Origin of the sequence: Actinomyces gaoshouyii (assembly GCF_002072175.1) — a bacterium.
Classification (GTDB): domain Bacteria; phylum Actinomycetota; class Actinomycetes; order Actinomycetales; family Actinomycetaceae; genus Actinomyces; species Actinomyces gaoshouyii.
The window spans coordinates 143874-164227 of record NZ_MVIV01000001.1 but is presented as its reverse complement, the minus strand read 5'-3'; the positions used below and the strand labels follow the sequence as shown (position 1 = coordinate 164227).

Below are 20354 nucleotides of genomic sequence, written 5' to 3'. Positions count from 1 at the left end.
TGACGGTGGGGGCTGTATGCTGAGCATGGTTCCGAAACGATTCGGAGCATCTGTTGCGAAGGAGCACCACGATGTCGACGACGACAACGATCTCGAAGGCTGTCAACACCAACGACCCGAAGTACTCGAAGCTCACGATCGGCGTCTGCCCGGACCAGTGGGGCGTCTGGTTCCCCGAGGATCCCAAGCAGATGGACCCCCGCCAGGCCTGGGAGGAGATGGCCGAGGCCGGCTTCGAGATCATCGAGACCGGCCCCTACGGGTACTTCCCGACCGACCCCAAGGAACTGCAGAAGTGGTGCGACGAGTTCGGCATGCGCGTCGTCGCCGGCACCGGCTGGGGGATCCTGCACAAGCAGGAGGCCTGGGAGACCACGCTGAAGACCTTCCGCGCCATTGCCGAGACCCACGCCGCCGTCGGAGCGGAGTACATCGTCCACCTCCCCCCGCTCTACCGCGATGACAAGACCTGGGAGTGGACCGATGACCGCGTCCTGAGTGATGACGCCTGGAAGCTCTACGTCGAGCACGCCAACGCCCTGGGGCAGATGCTGCTGGACGAATACGGCCTCAAGATGGTCCTCCACCCCCACGGCGACTCCCACATCGAGACCCCCGAGGAGATCGCCCGGATCTTCGACGCCACCGACCCGACCTACGTCAACCTCTGCCTCGACTCCGGCCACGTGGTCTACGGCGGTGGCGACCCCGTCGAGCTGTGTCGGAAGTACCCCGAGCGCATCACCTACGTCCACATCAAGGCCTTCGATGAGGCCATCACCCGCGAGGCCCACGAGAAGGACTGGCCCTTCGGCGAGGCCGTCACCAAGGGCGCTTCGGTCTGCCCGCCCGCCGGCCTTCCCGAGATGCACGAGTTCGTCGATGCCCTGGCGGCTCTCGACAAGCCCATCTACGCCATCTGCGAGCAGGACTGCTACCCCTGCGACCCGTCCTTCCCCAAGGCCAACGCCATCAACATGCGCACCTACCTGGCCGAGTGCGGCCTGGGGCTGGCCTGACCCCGGGGCGGCGAGCCTGATCCCTGTCCATCACGATCCCGTACCACGACTCTCAATGAGGAGAAGACAATGACAGTCCGTATCGGCCTCATCGGCGCCGGCGGCATGGGCCGCGCCCACCTGGCCCGCATCCAGGACGATCTCTCGGGCGGCGAGATCGTCGCCGTCGCCGACATCAACCCCGACGCCGCGAGGTCCGCCGCCGAGCCCTACGGTGCGAAGGCCTACGACAGCTCCGATGAGCTCATCAACGATCCCGACGTCGACGCCGTGCTCATCGCCACCTTCGGCAAGGTCCACGCGCCCGATGTCATCAAGGCCATCGAGGCCGGCAAGTACGTCCTGTGCGAGAAGCCCCTGGCCACCACCGCCGAGGACTGTATCGCCATCATGGACGCCGAGCAGAGGGCCGGCAAGAGGCTCGTCACGGTCGGCTTCATGCGCCGCTTCGACGCCGCCTACAACGAGATGAAGGAGGTCCTCGACTCCGGCGAGCACGGCCAGGTCCTCATGGTCCACAACCGCCACCGCAACCCCTCGGTGCCGGAGAACTACACCTCGCGCATGGCCATCGACGACACCGCCATCCACGAGTTCGACACGATGCGCTGGCTGCTGGGCGAGGAGATCGTCAAGGTGCGCGTCGACCGCCCCAAGCCCACCACCCACCGCTTCGGCCACCTCATCGATCCCATCGTCGTCGTGGCCTACACCGAGTCCGGGGTGCGCATCGACGATGAGGTCAACGTCAACCTCCAGTGGGCCTACTCCATCGAGTGCGAGCTCGTCCTCGAGACCGCCGCCGTGCGACTGGGGGACCAGGAGAGGATCCACATCCGCGACTCCCACGGCAACCGCAACGCCATGTGCCAGTCGCATATCGACCGCTTCCAGGCCGCCTTCAACCGGGAGGTCCAGGAGTGGATCAATGCGGTCGCGGAGGACCGCCACACCGGATCCACCGCCTGGGACGGCTACGCCGCCACCTGCGTTGTCGACGCCGCCGTGAAGTCCCATGAGGATGGCGGCTCGCCGCTGGTCGACGTGGAGCTCATCGACAAGCCGGGCTTCTACGCCTGAGCCCCGCTGAGCGCCGCACGGAAGGAGAACGACATGGTTGATATCGCACTCGACCCCAATATGTACTACCGCACGATGCCCACCCCGCAGACCCTCCACAAGGCGGCCGAGCTGGGCTTCGAGCACGTGGAGCTCTCGCCGAACGCCGACTTCCACTTCTGGCACCACCGCCCGGCCGCCGATGACGCCTTCGTCGCCGAGCTGAACAAGGCCCAGAAGGAGACCGGCGTCAAGGTCCGCACCCTCAACCCCGTGTTCAACTGGTCCTCCCTCGACGAGCGAGAGCGGGCCGCCCAGGTGTCCAACTGGCGGCGCCTGCTCGAGCTCGCCGATGCCCTCGACGTCCGGGAGATCACCTCGGAGTTCTCCGGGGACCGGAACGACGCCAAGGGCAGCGAGGAGCAGTGGTTCCGATCGATCGAGGAGCTCATCCCGGATTTCGAGAAGTACGGAATCCGCCTCAACATGGAGGCCCACCCCTACGACTTCATCGAGCTGCACGACGACGCCCTGCGCCTCGTGCGCGCCGTCAACAAGGACTGGATCGGCTACGAGTTCTGCTGCCCGCACGCCTTCCACCTCTCCGATGGCGCGGGCGACGTGGAGCGCATGATCCGCACGGCCTCCGACGCGGGCAAGCTCCGCGAGGTCCACGTGGCCGACGTGTTCAACCACCGGGCCAACGACGGCAACCGGTACATCATCAACCCGCCGGGCGCCGATGTCACCGTGCACCAGCACAACGAGATCGGCAACGGCGAGGTCCCCTGGGACACCGTCTTCTCCACGCTGCGCGACGTGGGCTTCGACGGCGTCGTCTCCGTATGCGTCTTCGGCTGGCACGAGCGGGCCGACGACATCAACCGAGCGATGCTCGAACGGCTCAGGGCTGAGCTCGGCTGAGCCCGGCTGGGGCCCGCCCGACGGGCCGGCCCCAGCTCCTGGCGGCCTCAGCGCTGAGTCCGCGATACTTCACCCAGGCCTGCACAGGCGCGGGCCGGTCCCGATCAAGGAGTACCACATCCATGTCCGATCAGACGACGTCGGTGGACTACTACACCCACGACAAGATCACGGAACTGGTGGAGCAGACGCCACCATCCGGGAAGAAGCGCTCGCTGGGCGCGATCGCCATCGTCGCCACGCTGGGATCGCTGCTCTTCGGCTACGACACCGGAGTGATCTCCGGGGCGCTGCCCTACATGTACCTGCCCACCGATGCGGGCGGTTTGAACATCAACGCCACCGAGGAGGGGCTCGTCGGCGCCACGCTGTGCCTGGGCGCGGCCCTGGGCGCCTGGCTCGGCGGACGCCTGTCCGACATGTACGGGCGGCGCCACAACATCACCGTCCTGGCCATCGTGTTCCTCGTGGGAGCACTGGGATGCACCTTCTCCCCGAACATCTGGGTCCTCTACGTCTTCCGCGTCGTGCTGGGCTTCGCCGTGGGCGGTGCTTCGGCCACCGTGCCCGTCTTCCTCGGTGAGACGGCGCCCAAGCGCATTCGCGGCACCCTCGTCGCCCTCGATCAGATGATGATCGTCTTCGGGCAGTTCGTCGCCTTCTCCATGAACGCCGCCCTCGCCCAGGCGCACGGCGGGCCCGCCGTCCACGTCAACGGCGAGGAGCAGCAGTGGGAGGCCGTCAAGCACACCGTCGACCTGGCGATGATCGACGGTGGCAACGGCGCGGCCTGGCGCTACATGCTCGTCATCGCCTCGCTGCCCGCGATCTTCCTGTGGATCGGCATCCGCATGATGCCCGAGTCCTCCCGCTGGTACGTGGCGAACCTGCGCATCCCCGAGGCCATCGGCGCCCTCAAACGAGTGCGCGACGAGGCCAAGGACGGCCCCATCGCCAACGAGATCGACGAGATGATCGAGGTCCAGCGCCAGGAGGCGACGCAGGAGAAGTGGGGGCTGTCCCAGATCTGGGCCACCCCCTGGACCCGCAAACTGCTGTGGATCGGCATCATCCTGGGCCTGGCGGACCAGTTCACCGGAATCAACACCGCGATGTACTACACGCCCAAGGTCCTGGCCGCCGCGGGCTTCTCCGTGACCGACTCGATCTCCCTCAACGTGATCTCCGGCGGCATCTCCTTCATCGGCTCCGCCGTGGGCCTGTGGCTGGTGACCAAGTTCGCCCGCCGCCACGTGGGCATCTACCAGGAGGCCTCGATCGTGGTCTCGCTGACGGCCCTCTCGGCGGTCTTCTTCTTCATGATCCAGCCCTTCCAGGACTCCGAGGGCAACATCGATACCGGGGCCGCGGGCTTCAACTCATTCGCGCCGGTCCTTGTGCTCATCATCGTGTGCCTGTTCGTGTTCGCCAAGCAGTCCGGCACGGTGACCTGGGTGCTCGTCTCCGAGATCTTCCCGGCCAAGGTCCGCGGCACCGCGCTCGGCCTGGCGGTCGCGGCCCTGTGGATCGCCAACGGCATCGTCGCCTACATCTTCCCTGTCATGATGGAGTACATCGGCGGGGCGGGCACCTACCTCATCTTCGCCCTCATCAACGTCGGCTCCCTCCTTTTCTACATGAAGGTCGTGCCCGAGACGAAGTACGACTCCCTCGAGGAGCTCGAGATGCGCTTCGAGAAGGAGTACAGCTGATCGCCGGCTCCTTCCACACGCGCCCGGGCGCCGGGGTCATCCCGGCGCCCGGACCGCTGCGCCTGCGGGCCGGCGCCTGGCTGGCCGGCCTGCTGCTGGGCGCCGTCCACGGCGTCATCGCCATCAGCCTGGGCGCCCGCGCCGAGGGCGTGCCCGCGCTCGTCATCGCGCTCGGCCTGGGGATGGCCCTGGGCGCCCTCGTCGCCCGCTGGCCGAGCGACTACCTGGGGCGCAGGCCGGTCAACCTCGCCGCCGGGGTGCTCGTCGCCCCCGCGGCTCTGGGGGCCGCCCTCCTGCCCGGGCCCTGGCCGCTCGCGGGCGCCGCCGTCGTGGGACTGGGCGCGGGGGCCCTCCTGCTCGTCCTGCCCCAGATCGCCCACGAGCTGTCCCTGCGGGGGCACCGCCGCCTCACTCCGCAGGCCCTCGCCCTCATCCCCGCCGGAGCGGCGGCCAGCGCCCTCATCTCCCGGTGGTCGCCGGATGCGATCATGACCGCCTGGCTCCTCGTCCTGGGCCTGGGGGCGGTCCATGCGCTCCTGGCCGCCGGCCTGCCGGAATCGCCTGTGTGGAACGCCGCTCACGGGCGCCTCGACCGATCCGTGGCCGCTCTCAAAGAGCTTCACGGTCCTCTCGAGGCCGCTGTCGCGATCGACTGGGCGCGCCTCGACGCCGAGATGCTCGCCGAGCAGCAGCCCCTCACCGGCGCGGACCTGCGCGTTCCCCAGGTGCGCGCCGCCGTGCTGACCGGTTTCGTCCTCGTGCTGGCGCGCGAGGCCCCGCTGGGCGCCGCGGCGCTGGTGCTGGGGCTGCGCATGGTGGCCGACGCCGTAGGCGCGAACGCGGTTCCCACGGCATGGACCCTCGCCCTGGCCGTCGGCTGGATCGCCGTCTCCGCCCTGGCGCTGCTCCTCGTCCTGAGGGTGGACGGGCTGCGATTCGCCAGGATCGTCCTCGGCGTCGCCCTGACGATCCTGGCGGCCACCGCCCTCGTCGCCAGCGCCTCGGCGCCCCTGGGGGCGGGACGGGGCGCTGGGACGACGCTGGGGCTGCTCGGGCTCGTCGCCGCGCAGTGGATCGGTCTCGATCCGGCCTGCCGGGGGGCCATCGACCCCAGGGTGCCGCCGTGGCTCGTCGCCGCGCAGCGGCGCGCCTGTGCGCTGGGGGAGTCGATCGCGCGGTTCGCGACCATCCTCGTGCCGATCATCATTGTCCAGGAACTCGGCGCGGTGACGGCCGCGTACGCGCTGCTCGGCTTCGAGGCCGTGGTACTCGTCGTCGTCCTTCTGCGCCTGCCCCGCAGTGTCGGCGCGGGATGAGGCGGTCCCGGAATGCCGGGGGCTCGGGCCAATAGTCCCTCGATAAATGTCCGGACAAATAGGGTAGGCTGAGGTGCATGTCAACGAGGCCGGCCATCGCGTGGCGGGCCTGCCACCACCGAAAGAGGTTTGCGGTCATGACCAGCAACGACGCAGTCCAGAACCCCGACATCCCCGATACCATGCGTGCGGCCGTCCTGCGCGACACCGCCAAAGGCCTCGAGGTCGAGACCCTGCGCACCCCCCGGCCCAAGGCCGGCGAGGTCCTCATCAAAGTCGCCGCCTGCGGCCTGTGCCACTCCGATCTCCACGTCATCGGCGGCGCCATCGCCTTCCCCCTGCCCGCCGTCCTCGGCCACGAGGTCACCGGCACCATCGTCGAGGTCGGCCCCGGCAACGAGCACACCGGCCTGGTCGTCGGGCAGAACGTGGCCGGGGGCTTCCTCATGCCCTGCGGGCAGTGCGATGCCTGCGCCGAGGGGCGTGACGAGCTGTGCGGCCCCTTCTTCGAGCTCAACCGCTTGAAGGGCGTCCTCTACGACGGCGCCACCCGGCTGGCCACCCCGGAGGGCGAGAGCGTCGCCATGTACTCCATGGGCGGCCTCGCCGAGTACGCCGTCGTCCCGTCCACATCCGTGGCCGTTGTGCCCGACTCGATCGACATGGTGCCCGCCGCCATCCTCGGCTGCGCCGCGATGACCGGCTACGGCGCCGTGCGCCGCGGTGCGGACCTGCGCTTCGGGGAGACGGTCGCCGTCGTCGCCACCGGGGGAGTGGGCACGAACATCGTGCAGATCGCCCGCGCTTTCGGGGCCAGTCAGGTCATCGCCATCGACGTCTCCGACGACAAGCTCGCCCCCATGGTGGGTTACGGCGCCACCGCCGTGGTCAACGCTGCGACTCACGACGCCCGCGAGGAGGTCCTCAAGCTGACCGGGGGCAAGGGTGTCGATGTCGCCTTCGAGGCCCTGGGCATCCCCGCCACCTGGACCACCGCCCTCGATGTGCTGGCCGACGGCGGCCGCATGGTGCCGATCGGCCTGGGCGCCGGCGTGCAGACCGCGGGTGTCGAGATCAACCGCACCGTGCGCCGCAGTCAGAGGATCCTGGGCTCCTACGGTGCGCGGACCCGCCAGGACCTGCCCGCCGTCGTCGACCTCGCGGCGCGCGGCGTCATCAACTACAAGGACGTGGTGTCCCAGTGCTTCCCCCTGCAGGAGGCCGGGGCCGGCTACGAGGCGCTGCGCAACCGCCGGATCCAGGGACGCGCCGTCGTCGACATGTCCCTGTAGGGCCGTGCTCGGGGCCGCCGACCGGGACGAGTGGTCGGCCCGGAGAACGCGGATCCCCCGGCGCCGGTGAGGCGCCGGGGGATCCGGTCGGTCGGGAGGCTCGGCCTCAGCGGGCGAGCAGGTTGACGCTGGTGTAGACGCCCACCACGGCGGTGATGAGGCCCAGGGCGGCCGAGACGAAGAGGATCGCCGGGGTGGCGGTGATGGCGCCGATGGCGGCCATGAGCAGGATCGTGGTGGCCACGGCGATGATGGCGATGGCGAAGGTCAGGCGGTCGGCCTCCGCGGCCGTCTGGGTGGCGGCGGGGGTGGTCCGGGTCTGGGCGGCGGTCGCGGTGGACTCGGCGGCGCGCTCGAGGGTGGTGGTCATGATGATGCCTTCCGACTGTGCGGTCTGTCTGTGTGCCGCGCAGGGGTCCTCATCGGCCTTCGGGCCGTGCGTCCCTGCACGGTCCTTGTGCATCCGGGTTGCCCCGGGGTGGGGGATCGGCTCCCCCGCTGGTCGATAATCTAGGGCTCTCCTCCACCAATTGTCTAGACAACCGCATGTGATGTCGATCGTGTGATGGGTGCCACCGGTCGCCGGGCGGCTATCCTGGCCCGGTGACCACCCACTCCACCGCCCAGGCGATCGCCATCGCGGCCCCCGAGGCGCCTGCGGGCACCACCGGCCCCGGCCCCGGCCCCGGCCCCGTCCTCGTCGTCGACTTCGGCGCCCAGTACGCCCAGCTCATCGCCCGCCGCGTCCGCGAGGCCTCCGTCTACTCCGAGATCGTGCCGCACACGATGCCCGTGGAGGCCATGCTCGCCAAGCGCCCCGCGGCGATCATCCTCTCCGGCGGGCCGTCGTCGGTCTACGAGGCGGGCGCGCCTTCCATCGACCCCGCGATCTTCGATGTCGGGGTGCCGGTCCTCGGCATCTGCTACGGCTTCCAGACCATGGCGCAGGCTCTCGGCGGGGCGGTGGGCCGCACCGGCACCCGCGAGTACGGGCACACCCCGGCCACCGTGGCCCCCGAGTCCTGCCTCTTCGCCGGCACCCCCGCCGAGCAAGCAGTGTGGATGAGCCACGGCGACGCCGTCCAGGCGGCCCCCGAGGGCTTCGCCGTCACCGCCTCCACGGCGCAGACGCCCGTCGCCGCCTTCGAGGACCGTTCGCGACGCCTCTTCGGCCTCCAGTGGCACCCCGAGGTGCTCCACTCCGAGCACGGACAGGCCGCCCTGGCCAACTTCCTCCACGTGGGCGCCGGGATCCCCGGCACCTGGACCCCGGACAGCATCATCGACGAGCAGGTGGCCCGGATCCGCGCGCAGGTGGGCGGTGCCCACGTCATCTGCGGGTTGAGCGGGGGAGTGGACTCCTCGGTGGCTGCCGCCCTCGTCCACCGCGCCGTCGGCGACCAGCTGACGTGCATCTTCGTCGACCACGGCCTGCTGCGTGACGGGGAGCGCGAGCAGGTCGAGCGCGACTACGCCGAGGGCATGGGCATCCGCGTCATCACCGTCGACGAGGCCGACCGCTTCCTCGACGCCCTCGCCGGCGTCACCGAGCCGGAGGCCAAGCGCAAGATCATCGGGCGCGAGTTCATCCGCTCCTTCGAGGCCGCCCAGCGCCGTGTCGTGGAGGAGGTGGGCGCCGCCGGCGGCGAGATCCGCTTCCTCGTCCAGGGCACGCTCTACCCCGACGTCGTTGAGTCGGGCGGCGGCGAGGGCACCGCCAACATCAAGAGCCACCACAACGTCGGCGGCCTGCCCGAGGACCTCGACTTCGAGCTCATCGAGCCGCTGCGCGAGCTGTTCAAGGACGAGGTGCGCGCCATCGGCCGTGAGCTGGGTGTGCCCGAGAAGATCGTCTCCCGCCAGCCCTTCCCGGGCCCGGGTCTGGGCATTCGCGTCATCGGGGAGGTGACGGCCGAGAATCTGCGCGTGCTGCGCGCCGCCGACGCCATCGCTCGTGAGGAGCTCAGCGCCGCCGGGCTCGACGGCGAGATCTGGCAGTGCCCGGTGGTCCTGCTCGCCGACGTGCGCTCGGTGGGCGTCCAGGGAGACGGGCGCACCTACGGCCACCCCGTGGTGCTGCGCCCCGTGAGCAGCGAGGACGCCATGACGGCGGACTGGACGCGCCTGCCCTACGACGTCCTCGCCCGCATCTCCACGCGCATCACCAACGCCGTGCCCGAGGTCAACCGGGTGGTGCTGGATGTGACCAGCAAGCCCCCCGCCACCATCGAGTGGGAGTGAGGCGCTCCCAGGCATGACGGCGGCCGGCGCGCTCGTAGGAGGCGTCGGCCGCCGTCATGCTCGGATGGTGGTCGGGGCTTCCCATGGGCGCCCCCGAACCCGGCCTCTCGTCGTCAGCCAGCATCTCATGTCCGATCGCGCCATCGTGCTGTGCCGCCCGGTCAAGGCCGATGACTGGTGTCATCGGAGCGGCTGCTGGACATGGTCCCAGGCCACTGCGATGCTGGAATTGGCGTCCTCGGCATCTGCTCGAAGAAGGTGCTCGTCAAGATGTCTTGAAGCGCGCGCCTCCCCACCGAGGGGGCGCGCGTGCCGCGGCCGGTGCTCTTCGGCCTCCAGCCGTGGTTGAGAACGCCGTGCCTGGGACGCGGTTCGCTATTCTGCGGACAGACGCTCCAACCTCGTGCTCGCCAGCGCCCCACCAAGGAGGAACCATGCCCCGAGTCCTCATCGTCTCCGGCCACACCGGCCAGGGAGGCTCTGTCGCCAACGCCACCATCCTCGACGAGCTCTCCGACCGGATGCCGGGCGCCGTCGTCGTTCCCCTCGCCGACCTCTACGGCGAGGACTTCCACATCGACGTGACCTCCGAGCAGGCCAAGCTCGAGGCGGCCGATGTCGTCGTCCTCCAGTTCCCGGTCTTCTGGTACTCCATGCCCTCACTGCTGCAGCGCTGGGTGGAGCAGGTCTTCGTCCACGGCTGGAGCCACGGCTCCACAGGGGACCGCCTGCGCGGCAAGAGACTCATCATCTCGCTGACCACCGGCGCACCCGGGCCCGCGTACGCCCCCGAGGGTGCCACGGGGCACACGATCGAGGAGCTGTGCGCCCCGATCGAGGCCACCTGTCGGCTGGTCGGCATGGAGATCGTCGGCACGATCTGGACCGACGGCGTCTCCTACCAGTCCCGCACCGACCCGGACGCGCTGGCCTCCATCAAGGACCGCGCCGCCGAGCACGCCGAGCGCGTCATCGCCCTCGTCGAAGGGCTCTGAAGCGCGTCCGCGCCGGCGGCTTCGACGCGCCCCGGGGGCCATCGAGGACGCGCCCCGCCGCACATCCACATCCCCATCACCGAGGGTGAGGCGGTCTCATGGGTCTCCTGCATGGCCGCTGTTCCTCCCCATCTGCGACGTTGGAGGAAGTAGCGCTCATTCGCAAGTCACGGCCGAGGGGGCCTGGCAGGGCCTGGCACTGAGGCCTGGCATGGGGGGAATGTTAGGGACGAGAGCGCCCCACCGCCGGGGCGACGAATCGGGACTGCAGCTGGCTCGCAGGAGGAGAACACCATGGAGCGCACGACGCTTGGAACCACCGACATCACGATCTCCCGTCTGTGCCTGGGAGGCATGAGCTTCGGCCAGGTCGTCCCCGACTTCCACCAGTGGGTCATCGACCAGCCCTCGACCCAGGCCGTCATCGCCCGGGCCCTCGAGCTCGGCGTCAACTTCATCGACACCGCCAACGTCTACGCCCACGGCACGAGCGAGGAGTACATCGGCCGGGCCCTGAAGAACCTCGGCGTCAAGCGCGAGGACGTCGTCCTGGCCTCCAAGGTCTACTTCAACGAGGGCCACTTGAGCGCTGAAGCCATCGAGCGGGAGATCGCCGGGACCCTGGAGCGCCTGGGCACCGACTACCTCGACCTCTACATCATCCATCGCTTCGACTACGCCACCCCGATCGAGGAGACGATGGAGGCCCTCGACCGGCTCGTGCGCGCCGGCAAGGTCAGGGCCCTGGGCGCCAGCGCCATGTACGGCTACCAGCTGCACAACATGCAGGTCGTCGCTGAGCAGAACGGCTGGACCCGCTTCGCCAGCATGCAGAACCACTACAACCTGCTCTACCGCGAGGACGAGCGCGACCTCATCCCCGTGGCCCAGCAGTTCGGCATGTCGCTGACCCCCTACAGCCCACTCGCCTCGGGGCACCTGACCCGGCCGACCTGGGACTCCGATTCCACGCGCTCGACCACCGACGGCACCATGCGCGCCAAGTACGACCGTGACCGCCAGCTCGACATGCCGATCATCGAGCGCGTCGCCGAGGTCGCGCGCCGCCACGAGGCGCCCATGGCCGACGTCGCCCTGGCCTGGCACTGGGCCAAGGGCGTAGCCGCCCCCATCGTCGGCTGCTCGCGCCCCAGCCGCGTCGACGACGCCGTCCGCGCTCTTGACCTGACCCTGACCGACGAGGAGATCGCCTTCCTGGAGGAGCCCTATGTTGCCCACGACGTCGTCGGCGCCCTGCAGCGGCCGGGGGAGCGGCTCACCCCGGGCTCGACGACGACGCGGGCCTCAGGCATCCCCCGCAGCTCTTGACCGCCCATCGCCCCAGGAGGATCACCACCATGGCACTCGCACCGCAGGCCCAAGAGACATTCACCCGCCTCTTCGGCGTCCCGGCCAAGCCGCACCCCACCGACCCGGAGCTCTACGAGATCCTCCAGAACCAGATCTTCGGCGAGGTCTTCTCCACCGGGGTCCTCACCGACGTCGAGCGCGAGATCATCACCGTCACGGTCCTCGGCTGCCTCCAGGCCCTCCCGCAGTTGCGCGCCCACTCCGCCGCCGCGCTCAATGCCGGCGCTACCCCGCTGCAACTGCGCGAGGCGCTCTACCAGTGCGCCCCTTACATCGGCTATCCGCGTGCCCTCAACGCCGTCGCAGCCCTCGATGAGGTGCTCGCCGAGCAAGGCGTCGAGCTGCCCCTGCCCGGCGCCGCCACCGTCGCTCCCGACGACGCCCAAGGACGCCACTCAGCCGGCGCCGCCATTCAGGAGCCGCTCTACGGCACTGAGATCAAGGAGGTCCTCGCCTCCCTGCCCGCGCCCTTCGACGCCGTGGCCCCCGAGCTCGTGACGACCGCCTGCTTCGGCGACTACTACAGTCGCGGAGTCCTGACCATCGCCGAGCGGGAGATCATCAGCCTCGTGGCGATCACCGCGATCGGGGCCACCGCCCAACTGGGCGCCCACATCGCCGGCGCTGTGCGCGCGGGCAACAGCCTTGAGCGCGTGACCGCCGCGCTCGTCCAGGCCCTGCCCTACGTCGGGGGCCCTCGGGCCTTGTCCGCGCTCGTCCTCGTCGCCGGCTACGACGAGAGCGCTTCCCACGAGGCCTACCGCTGAGGCGCGGCCGGAGCAGGGGCGGGGCTCCCCAGCGCGGCACTAGGATGGGCCGGTGACCCCGGCATCCCCGAATCCCACCGTCCTCGCCACCCGCGCCCTGGAGCTGGTCGTGGACGGGCAGCGGCTCGGCGGCGCCGCCTACCTGCCCGCCGGGCCCAGCGGGCGGATCCTGCCCGGCCCTCACCCGCTCGTCGTGTGCTGCCACGGCATGGACGGCTCCTGGATGCGCGTGGCCCCCATCGCCCGGCGCCTGGCCGCCGCGGGCGCCATCGCCGCCTGCCCCGACTTCCGGGGCGGCGGCGGGAGCGACAACGGCGGTGATCCCATGGCGATGACGCCGCTGACCGAGCTCGCCGACCTGCTCGCCGTCATCGACGCCGCGGGGGCCTGGCCCGAGGCCGACTCCTCCCGCATCGCCCTGCTCGGGCTCTCCCTGGGCGGGGCCGTGGCCGCGCTCGCGGCCGCCCGGCGCCCCACGCAGATCGGCGCGCTCGTCCTGTGGTACCCGGCGCTCCAGCCCGGCGCCGGCCTGCGCGCCCGCTTCCGGAGCCCGACCGAGGTCCCCGATCGCTTCGAGCACAGGGGCAGCCGTCTATCCAGGGCTTACGCCCGCGACGCCTGGGGCATCGATGCCGTCACCGAGCTCGCCCGCTTCCCGCGCCCCATCCTCCTCGTCCACGGGGATCGCGACGAGTCCGTCCCCCTGGCGCTCTCCCAGCGCGCCGAGCGCGAGTTGCGCGACGCCGAGCTGCGCGTCATCCCCGGCGCCGGCCACGGCTTCGGCGACGATCGCTGGGAGACCGCCGTGACCGCCAGCGCCTCCTTCCTGGCCTGGAACGGGATCCTCGACGACTGAGCCCGGGCCCGCCCGTCGGAGTAGCCTGGAGGCGCGGCGCGGGAGCCGCAGCCGGACAGTCGAGCGCGCGCCGCGCGCGGGAAGGACAGCGCCATGGCATTCGAGGCGAAGACCGATAAGCGGGTGGCAGCCCTCATCGCACCGGGATTGGAGGAGGTCGAGGCCCTCGCCGTCGTCGATGTGCTCTACCGCGCCGGTATACCCTGCGACATGATCGCCGTCGCCGAGGAGCGCACCGTTGTCTCCTCCCATGAGATCGTCCTGACCTGCGCGAAGACGCTTGCCGAAACCGACCTGGACGATTACGACCTCCTCTTCCTGCCCGGCGGGATCCCCGGTGCCCCCAACCTCAAGGCCAGCCGGGTCGTCACCGAGGCCGTCACCGAGCGCGTGCGCGCCGGGCGCCCGGTGGCCGCGATCTGCGCCGCCCCCTCGATCCTCGCAGAACTGGGCCTGCTCGAGGGGCGCCGCGCCACCTCCAACCCCGGCTTCATGCACGTGCTGGAGGAGCATGGCGCGATCACGAGCCAGGACAGCGTCGTCGTTGACGGCGCCATCCTCACCAGCCGGGGCATGGCCACCGCCGCCGAGCTCGGCATCGAGATCGTCCGGCACTACCTGGGCGACGCCGCTGCCGAGGCCGTGGCGGGCGCCGTCGTCCTCCAGCGCTGAGCGCGTGCCGACGGCCCCCGGCCGCCCTGGAGCAGGGCGGCCGGGGGCCGTTACTGTGAATGCTGGAGATCGTCGCTGGTCAGGGGCGCCCCATCCGGTCTCGATGCGGCAGGATCGCCAGGATCAGCAGGACGACGCCCAGGACGCCCAGGACCCCGATGGTCGCGAGCTGCAGGTCGACGCGCAGCCCGACGCCCGCCGCGATGGTCAGGCCCCCCAGGGCCAGGAGCAGTATCCCCCAGATGATCGTCCCCGTGCTGGCGCGCCTCCACGGCACGGGCTCCTCCGCGCGCCAGCCGTGCCGTGTATCGAAGGTCCGGCCGGTCTGCGGACGGGCGCTCGTGGCCCCCGGCTGGCCTGAAGCGCCTGTCGCGCTCGCGGTCCCAGGGGTGGTAGTGGTCGCGCCGATCCCAGGCGTGCCGGGACCGGCCTCGGCGGGATCAGTGGCACTGGCACTGGCCCCGCGCATCCCGCCGCGCACGGAGGAGGCCGACCATACGGCGCCATCGGGCGCGCCCGGGATGGCAGGGCTCGCGTCGAGTGGCTCAGTGGCCGGGTTGGTGGCGCTAAGCGGCTCGGTGGCCGGCTCGACGGCGGCGAGGCTCGCCGCGGGGGGCTCGACGACGGGGAAGGCATCGGTGGGTGCCAGTGGCTCCGTGAACGACTCGGTGGGGGCGCCGTCGGCCTGAAGTCCCGTTCCGGCGGCCTCGTCCGGGCTCGTCGGACTGCTGTTCGTGCTGCTGCTCATGGCTGTCTCGTCTCTGTGAGGTCAGTGCGTGGGGGTGGGGCTCGGGACTACTGAGCCCGAGGGCTTGGCGGAAGTGGACGCCGTGGGGCTCAGGACCGGCGATGGGGAGGCGGAGGGCGAGGCGCCCGCCGTCGTGCTGGGGGAGGCCGTGGGGGAGGAGGCAGTCCAGGCGCGGGAGGACTCCTCGATCGTGACATCCCCGGCGCCGAGGCTCACGTCGATGGTCAGAACGTCGGAGTCGGTGCCCTTGGGGGTCAGGACCGCGTCGATGCGCGCGCCCTCGATCGATGCTGCGGTGCCCGACTCGTCGGTAGAGCCCTGCCAGACGGTGTGGATGCTGTTCCCGTCCTGGGTGCCCTCAACCGCCCACTTCTGGTCGCCGAGCACGTCGACCTGGCCCGCGCCGACCCGCGTCCGGATCCTCACCGGCTGATCGCGATCCACCAAGACCCTCAGGTCCCCTGCACCCATGGACACATGCGCCGTGACGCCTTCGTGCCGCTGTTCCAGAGCCCGCAGGTCGAGGACCGTATCGCCGGCGCCGAAGGTCCCCAGATCGACGTCATCGCTGGAGAGTTGCTCATCGGAGGGGACGAGGAGGACGTCGTCGGCGACGAGCCGGTCCAGCCCATGGGCGGCGAAAGGACTGGCGGCGAGCATGGGCAGGGTGATGAGGACGGCGATGGCCCCCAGCGCGCTCATCCAGCCGCCGCGGCGCCCGATCAGCCCGGAGACGAGGACACCCGCGCCCAGGAGCGCCGTCATCGAACCGACGATGAGGAGCGCGTGGGAGTAGGAGAGGCTGTCCAGCATGTGGTGCCGCTTCGCCAGCGCCACGCCCGCGATGGCGAGGAGTAGCAGGCCTCCGATGACGGAGCCCATCCTGCGCCCGGGTCCCGGGCGGCGCGGCGGGCGGGGACGAGCGAAGGCGGGAGCCGCTGCGCCCCGAGGGCCGTACGGGGGCCTCGGGCCGTAGGGGAACTGTGGGCCGCACGGAGCGGGTGCGGGAGCCGACCAGGTCGGGCCGCTCGCTGCTCCGCTTCCCGGGGCCGGGGAACTCTGAGGAGCGCCCCAGCCCGCCCCGGGGTGCCCGGCCGGAGCCGACCATGTCCCGTCGGCCACCGGCCGGGCCGGCTGTGGGGGCTGGCCTGCGCGCTGCTGGCGCCGCGAGCTGACCAGCCAGATGATCGATCCGATGACGCCGGCGGTCCAGAGCAGGCCCCAGGTCGCTCCCGCCCAGCCCGGAGCGCCGAGGACCACGCCGTCGCCCAGGCCCCACTCGGGGCGGGACAGCCCGCTGATGACGCAGACCAGGGCACCGACGAATCCCGCGCTCACATCGCCGTTGAAGGCCTGCTGGAGGTGGATGCGCCCATCGCGCTCCTCGGGGAGCAGGACCCAGGCCAAACCGTAGGCGAGGAGGCCGAGTCCCAGGGCGAGGCAGACAACGGCGACGACGCACCGCACGAGGATCAGATCGATGCCCAGGCGCTGGGCGAGCCCCCCGCACACGCCGCCGACGACACGGCGCTCGGTGCGCACCACCCCGCTGCGGCGCAGGGAGTCGAACACGCCTGCCATGAAGGGGCGGCCGGGCTGGGGGGCTCCTGGCTGGGGGCCTGCCTGCGGGTCCGACTGCGGGGCGCCCGAGAAGGGGGCCCCCGGCCCGCCGAGGGGATCGGAGGAGGGCGTTTCTGAGGGAGGGGGTGTCGTGCTCATGGCTCCATCCTGGCCGCGACCCGCCCCGCGAGACGATCGGGGGACACCCTGAGCGGCCCCTGAAACGCTCCCGGGCCGCCCCTGGTTCGCCCTTCCGGGCATCCCCCTGCGCTCCTCCCCGTGCCACGATGGCGCCGTGAGCACGACGAGCACCCCTTCCCCCGGATCCTGGGGGAGCCCCGCCGCCCCCGCCTCGGTGGGAAGCTCCCCCGGGCGGGGAGCCGCGCAGCCGCTGCGCCCGGGCACCCTGCTGGGCGCCCGGGCGCCGCAGGTCCCCGCCTCGTCCCGGCTGCCACTGCGCCGGCCGGGCCGCCGCCCCGTCCTCGGCCCCGGTAGCGGGCGGCGCTCCGGGCGCTGGGTCGGCGGCGTCGCCGCGGGCCTCGGGGCCCACCTGGGCCTCGATCCCTTCGTCATCCGCCTCGCCTTCATCCTGCTGAGCGTCCAGACCGGGATCGGTCCCGTCCTCTACCTGGCGCTGTGGGTACTCGTGCCCGCAGGCGACCCCTGGGCCGAGGCCGCCCAGTCCCCGGGCGTCCTGCCCGCCGATCGCTCCCGCCTCGCCCCGCGCCAGGCCCCTGTGCCGGCCCCGTGGCCAGCCCCGGGGAGAGAGCATTGGGCGGCGCGCGCCTGGCGCTCGCTGCGCGGCGACTCCGGCGGTGAGGGCAACCGCGCCCTCCAGGGCGCCGTCGGCCTCCTCGCCGCGGCGATCCTGCTCGCGCTCTGGCGCTTCGGACTCCTGCCGCGCGCCGGGACGGCGCTCCCCGCGCTCATCATCGCCACGGGCGCGGGCCTGGCCTGGTCCCAGCTCGACGCCGTCACCGGCGCCCACGGCACGAGCGAGCCCCGCGACCGCTGGGCCCTCGCCCGCCTGGCGGCGGGACTCGTCCTGGTCGCCACCGGCATCCTCATGTGGCTCGCCTCCGACATCCCACCGCGCGCCATGCTCACGGGCGGCCTGACCGGCGGCGCCCTCGTCCTCGGCATCGCCACGATCCTCGCCCCCTTCTGGCTGCGCATCAGCCGGGACCTGGCCGCCACGAGAACCGCCGAGGCGCGCGCCGCCGAGCGCGCGGATATCGCCGCCCACCTCCACGATTCCGTCCTGCAGACCCTCACCCTCATCCGCAAGCGCGCCGACGAGCCCGAGACAGTGGCGCGCCTGGCCCGCTCCCAGGAGCGCGAGCTGCGGGCCTGGCTCTACACCGACCGCCCCGAGGCCGGTACCTCCGTGGCCGACGCCTTCCGGGACCTCGCCGGGGAGATCGAGGACCTCCACGGCGTGCCCATCGATGTCGTCTGCGTGGGGGACCGCGCCCCGGACCGCGTCGCCGAGGTCATCGTCGCCGCCAGCCGCGAGGCCCTATCCAACGCCGTGCGCCACGGGGAGCCCCCCGTCTCCCTCTACGTGGAGGCCTCCGCGGACCTCATCGAGGCCTTCATCCGCGACCACGGCCCCGGCTTCGACCCTGAGGCCGCCCCGTCCGACCGCCACGGCGTGCGCGAGTCCATCATCGCCAGGATGGAGCGATATGGTGGAACCGCGCGGATCCGCCGCCTCGACAACGGCACCGAGGTCAGGCTCGCGCTTCCCGCCCACGCGACCTCCCGCGCGACCCAGGAGAGCCCGTCATGACCAACGCTCAGCCGCCCGAGGACGGGCGCCGATCCGACTCCTCCCGCGCGTCCGCGACGCCGGCCTCCCCGCGCCTGCGGGTCCTCGTCGTCGACGACCATGCCCTCGTGCGCTCAGGAGTGCGCTCCGAGCTGGCCGCCCACGCCCCCGACATCGAGGTCATCGCCGAGGCCGACGACGTCGAGGGCGCCATCGCCGCCGTGCGAGCCCTCGCCCCCGACGTCGTCCTCCTCGATGTCCACCTGCCCGGCGGCAACGGCGGGGGAGGGGCGGAGGTCGCCGCCAGCTGCGCCGACGCCACTGGGACCCGCTTCCTAGCCCTATCCGTCTCCGACGCCGCCGAGGACGTCGTCGCCGTCATCCGCGCCGGCGCCCGCGGCTACGTCACCAAGGCGATCTCCACGACCGACCTCGCCATGGCGATTCGGCGCGTGGCCGCCGGGGACGCCGCCTTCTCACCGCGCCTGGCCGGATTCGTCCTCGACGCCTTCGGCGCGCAGGCCGGGGAGGTGGCCGTCGCCGACTCCGAGCTCGACCGTCTCTCCGCGCGTGAGCGCGAGGTCATGCGCCTCATCGCCCGCGGCTACACCTACAAGGAGTGCGCCTCCGAGCTCTTCATCTCCATCAAGACCGTGGAGACCCACGTCTCCGCCGTCCTGCGCAAGCTCCAGCTGTCCAACCGGAACGAGCTCACCCGCTGGGCCGCCGCCCACCGGATCGTCTGAGAGGACCCCCGAACCCCATGCCCCATCCCTGGCGCGCAGGCCGGGTCGAGCGCCTGGCCGTCCTGGCCGCACCGCGCGGCGCCGACGGCGCCCCCACCGGATCCCTGCGCGTCCCGGCGCTCCTCGCCCGCCCAGGCGGCGATCTCCTCCTCGTCCACGACCTGCGCCCGCGCGCGGGCGGCGACGCATGGCGGTCCTCGGGCGGCGCCCTCCCCGACGACCTGCCCAACCCCAACCGCCTCCGCCTGCGCCGCTCCCCCGACGGCGGCGCCACCTGGGACGAGTCGGTCCCGCTGGACCCCGACCCCGCCGTCCTGCCCGGGATCACGGGCGTCTCGGACCCCTCTCTCATCGCCGCCCCCGACGGGGCCCTCCACCTCCTGGCCGCGGCGAGCTCGGGCGCGGGGCTCTTCGGCGCCCGCCCTCCCCGGCGCCCCTGGAGGCGCGGCGAGCCCCCCGAGCCCGGCACCATGCGCCTCCTCCACGCCGTCTCGGCTGACGAGGGCGCCACCTGGCGCTGGCGCGACGCCACCGACGCTGCCCTGCCCAGCGCTCAGTGGCCCGACGGCGCCGTCCTCTTCCCAGTCTCGGGTCACGGCATCGCCACGCCGACCGGCCTCGTCCAGCCCGTGGTCGTCGCCCTCGCCCCGCGCGAGGACGGCTCGCGGCCCCTGCGCTCGGCCTGCCTCCTGTCCGACGACGGCGCCTCCTGGCGCCTCGGCGCCCCTGTCCCCCGGGTCGACGCCACCGCAACGAGCCTGGCCGGGGGCGCCGCCACGAGCGGCACCGACGAGCACGCCATCGCCCCAGCAGCCCCCGGCGGGGGCCTACTCGTCATGAGCGCGCGCGACGCTGCCTACGGCGGCACCCGCCTGGAGTCCACGAGCGTCGACGGAGGCATGACGTGGACTCGCCCCGAGGCGGTCCCCGCCCTGAGCGACCCAGGCTGCAACGCAGGCATGGCAGGTCTGCCCGACGGCTCGCTCCTCCTGTCCCACTCCTCGGACCCCGCCGTCCGGTGCGCCGGGCGCCTCTCCATGCGGGGAACCGACGGCCAGTGGCGGACACTGGTGGGGCTGACCGGTCCCGGCGAGCCCTTCGGCTACTCCGACCTCGTGATCCTGCCCCGCCCCCAGGGGGCCTCCAACGGGCCGGGCCCGGTGCGCGCCCTCGTCGCCGCCGAGGAGCCCGGTGCCGACGAGGGCGCGACGCGCCTGGTGATCCTCGCCATCGACGTGCGATGATCGCCCCGTGACAGGCCGCGAGCAGCGCCTGAGCCGCCACGCGATCCGTGCGAGGATATGG

The 20354-nt window shown here is 71.8% G+C and carries 18 protein-coding genes; 15 read left to right on the top strand and 3 right to left on the bottom strand.

Translation table 11 applies throughout. The annotated features are described in order from the left end of the window. Window positions 1-89: 89 nt before the first annotated feature. From B1H50_RS00700 to B1H50_RS00675, 6 genes are all read left to right on the top strand, one after another. Window positions 90-1019, top strand: a complete 930-nt coding sequence (locus tag B1H50_RS00700) for a sugar phosphate isomerase/epimerase family protein (RefSeq protein ID WP_080462069.1) — start codon at window positions 90-92, stop codon at window positions 1017-1019. 69 nt (window positions 1020-1088) lie between these two features. After that, a complete protein-coding gene (locus B1H50_RS00695; RefSeq protein ID WP_080461878.1) occupies window positions 1089-2099 on the top strand; it encodes a Gfo/Idh/MocA family protein in 1011 nt (336 codons plus the stop codon). 33 nt (window positions 2100-2132) lie between these two features. Continuing rightward, a complete protein-coding gene (locus tag B1H50_RS00690) occupies window positions 2133-3002 on the top strand; it encodes a sugar phosphate isomerase/epimerase family protein (protein WP_080461877.1) in 870 nt (289 codons plus the stop codon). 122 nt (window positions 3003-3124) lie between these two features. After that, window positions 3125-4714: an MFS transporter gene (locus B1H50_RS00685; RefSeq protein WP_080461876.1), complete on the top strand. Its 1590-nt coding sequence runs from the start codon at window positions 3125-3127 to the stop codon at window positions 4712-4714. Between the two features lie 149 nt (window positions 4715-4863). Beyond that, window positions 4864-6030 carry an MFS transporter gene (locus B1H50_RS00680; RefSeq protein ID WP_229657879.1) on the top strand — a complete coding sequence of 389 codons (1167 nt, stop codon included), beginning with the start codon at window positions 4864-4866 and terminating at the stop codon, window positions 6028-6030. A 137-nt stretch (window positions 6031-6167) separates the two neighbouring features. Then, the gene (locus B1H50_RS00675) at window positions 6168-7322 is read left to right on the top strand and encodes a zinc-binding dehydrogenase (RefSeq protein WP_080461875.1); all 1155 of its coding nucleotides are present in this window, start codon (window positions 6168-6170) and stop codon (window positions 7320-7322) included. A gap of 106 nt (window positions 7323-7428) precedes the next feature. Here the strand turns inward: B1H50_RS00675 and B1H50_RS00670 are convergent, their stop codons facing one another. Next, window positions 7429-7692 (bottom strand): hypothetical protein, encoded by a 264-nt coding sequence (locus B1H50_RS00670; RefSeq protein WP_080461874.1) that lies wholly within the window; start codon window positions 7690-7692, stop codon window positions 7429-7431. 266 nt (window positions 7693-7958) lie between these two features. Between B1H50_RS00670 and guaA the strand changes: the two genes are divergently transcribed. The 6 genes from guaA to B1H50_RS00640 all read left to right on the top strand — a co-directional run bounded on the left by guaA (window position 7959) and on the right by B1H50_RS00640 (window position 14224). Then, complete coding sequence (guaA, locus tag B1H50_RS00665; RefSeq protein WP_080462067.1) at window positions 7959-9563, top strand: glutamine-hydrolyzing GMP synthase; 1605 nt, start codon at window positions 7959-7961, stop codon at window positions 9561-9563. Between the two features lie 434 nt (window positions 9564-9997). Further along, window positions 9998-10558: an NAD(P)H-dependent oxidoreductase gene (locus tag B1H50_RS00660; RefSeq protein ID WP_080461873.1), complete on the top strand. Its 561-nt coding sequence runs from the start codon at window positions 9998-10000 to the stop codon at window positions 10556-10558. Between the two features lie 294 nt (window positions 10559-10852). After that, a complete protein-coding gene (locus B1H50_RS00655; protein ID WP_080461872.1) occupies window positions 10853-11887 on the top strand; it encodes an aldo/keto reductase in 1035 nt (344 codons plus the stop codon). A 29-nt stretch (window positions 11888-11916) separates the two neighbouring features. After that, window positions 11917-12696 carry a carboxymuconolactone decarboxylase family protein gene (locus B1H50_RS00650; RefSeq protein ID WP_080461871.1) on the top strand — a complete coding sequence of 260 codons (780 nt, stop codon included), beginning with the start codon at window positions 11917-11919 and terminating at the stop codon, window positions 12694-12696. Between the two features lie 52 nt (window positions 12697-12748). Further along, a complete protein-coding gene (locus B1H50_RS00645; RefSeq protein WP_080461870.1) occupies window positions 12749-13552 on the top strand; it encodes an alpha/beta hydrolase family protein in 804 nt (267 codons plus the stop codon). 93 nt (window positions 13553-13645) lie between these two features. Further along, window positions 13646-14224: a DJ-1 family glyoxalase III gene (locus tag B1H50_RS00640; RefSeq protein WP_080461869.1), complete on the top strand. Its 579-nt coding sequence runs from the start codon at window positions 13646-13648 to the stop codon at window positions 14222-14224. A 79-nt stretch (window positions 14225-14303) separates the two neighbouring features. On the opposite strand, the gene B1H50_RS00635 is transcribed toward B1H50_RS00640, so the two are convergent. Together B1H50_RS00635 and B1H50_RS09675 are read right to left on the bottom strand one after the other, a co-directional pair. Beyond that, window positions 14304-14972 (bottom strand): hypothetical protein, encoded by a 669-nt coding sequence (locus B1H50_RS00635; RefSeq protein ID WP_080461868.1) that lies wholly within the window; start codon window positions 14970-14972, stop codon window positions 14304-14306. A gap of 21 nt (window positions 14973-14993) precedes the next feature. Beyond that, window positions 14994-16691, bottom strand: a complete 1698-nt coding sequence (locus tag B1H50_RS09675; protein ID WP_158082810.1) for a PspC domain-containing protein — start codon at window positions 16689-16691, stop codon at window positions 14994-14996. A gap of 136 nt (window positions 16692-16827) precedes the next feature. On the opposite strand from B1H50_RS09675, the gene B1H50_RS00625 reads away from it, so the two are divergent. The 3 genes from B1H50_RS00625 to B1H50_RS00615 are packed head-to-tail and all read left to right on the top strand — an operon-like array spanning window position 16828 to window position 20293. Next, entirely contained in the window at window positions 16828-18324 is a 1497-nt protein-coding gene (locus B1H50_RS00625; RefSeq protein WP_229657880.1) for an ATP-binding protein, read from the top strand. After that, window positions 18321-19049, top strand: a complete 729-nt coding sequence (locus tag B1H50_RS00620; protein WP_229657881.1) for a LuxR C-terminal-related transcriptional regulator — start codon at window positions 18321-18323, stop codon at window positions 19047-19049. Before B1H50_RS00625 ends, B1H50_RS00620 begins: the two co-directional genes overlap by 4 nt. Before the next feature lie 17 nt (window positions 19050-19066). Next, on the top strand, window positions 19067-20293 hold the full coding sequence (locus B1H50_RS00615) for a sialidase family protein (protein WP_080461866.1): 1227 nt from the start codon (window positions 19067-19069) through the stop codon (window positions 20291-20293). Window positions 20294-20354: the final 61 nt, after the last annotated feature.

Excerpts from the sequence above, each read along its gene's own strand:
- B1H50_RS00695 (WP_080461878.1), top strand. The coding sequence starts at position 1,089 with ATGACAGTCCGTATCGGCCTCATCGGCGCCGGCGGCATGGGCCGCGCC.
- B1H50_RS00690 (WP_080461877.1), top strand. The coding sequence starts at position 2,133 with ATGGTTGATATCGCACTCGACCCCAATATGTACTACCGCACGATGCCC.
- B1H50_RS00685 (WP_080461876.1), top strand. The coding sequence starts at position 3,125 with ATGTCCGATCAGACGACGTCGGTGGACTACTACACCCACGACAAGATC.
- B1H50_RS00675 (WP_080461875.1), top strand. The coding sequence starts at position 6,168 with ATGACCAGCAACGACGCAGTCCAGAACCCCGACATCCCCGATACCATG.
- B1H50_RS00670 (WP_080461874.1), bottom strand. The coding sequence starts at position 7,692 with ATGACCACCACCCTCGAGCGCGCCGCCGAGTCCACCGCGACCGCCGCC.
- B1H50_RS00660 (WP_080461873.1), top strand. The coding sequence starts at position 9,998 with ATGCCCCGAGTCCTCATCGTCTCCGGCCACACCGGCCAGGGAGGCTCT.
- B1H50_RS00655 (WP_080461872.1), top strand. The coding sequence starts at position 10,853 with ATGGAGCGCACGACGCTTGGAACCACCGACATCACGATCTCCCGTCTG.
- B1H50_RS00650 (WP_080461871.1), top strand. The coding sequence starts at position 11,917 with ATGGCACTCGCACCGCAGGCCCAAGAGACATTCACCCGCCTCTTCGGC.
- B1H50_RS00640 (WP_080461869.1), top strand. The coding sequence starts at position 13,646 with ATGGCATTCGAGGCGAAGACCGATAAGCGGGTGGCAGCCCTCATCGCA.
- B1H50_RS00635 (WP_080461868.1), bottom strand. The coding sequence starts at position 14,972 with ATGAGCAGCAGCACGAACAGCAGTCCGACGAGCCCGGACGAGGCCGCC.
- B1H50_RS09675 (WP_158082810.1), bottom strand. The coding sequence starts at position 16,691 with ATGAGCACGACACCCCCTCCCTCAGAAACGCCCTCCTCCGATCCCCTC.
- B1H50_RS00620 (WP_229657881.1), top strand. The coding sequence starts at position 18,321 with ATGACCAACGCTCAGCCGCCCGAGGACGGGCGCCGATCCGACTCCTCC.
- B1H50_RS00615 (WP_080461866.1), top strand. The coding sequence starts at position 19,067 with ATGCCCCATCCCTGGCGCGCAGGCCGGGTCGAGCGCCTGGCCGTCCTG.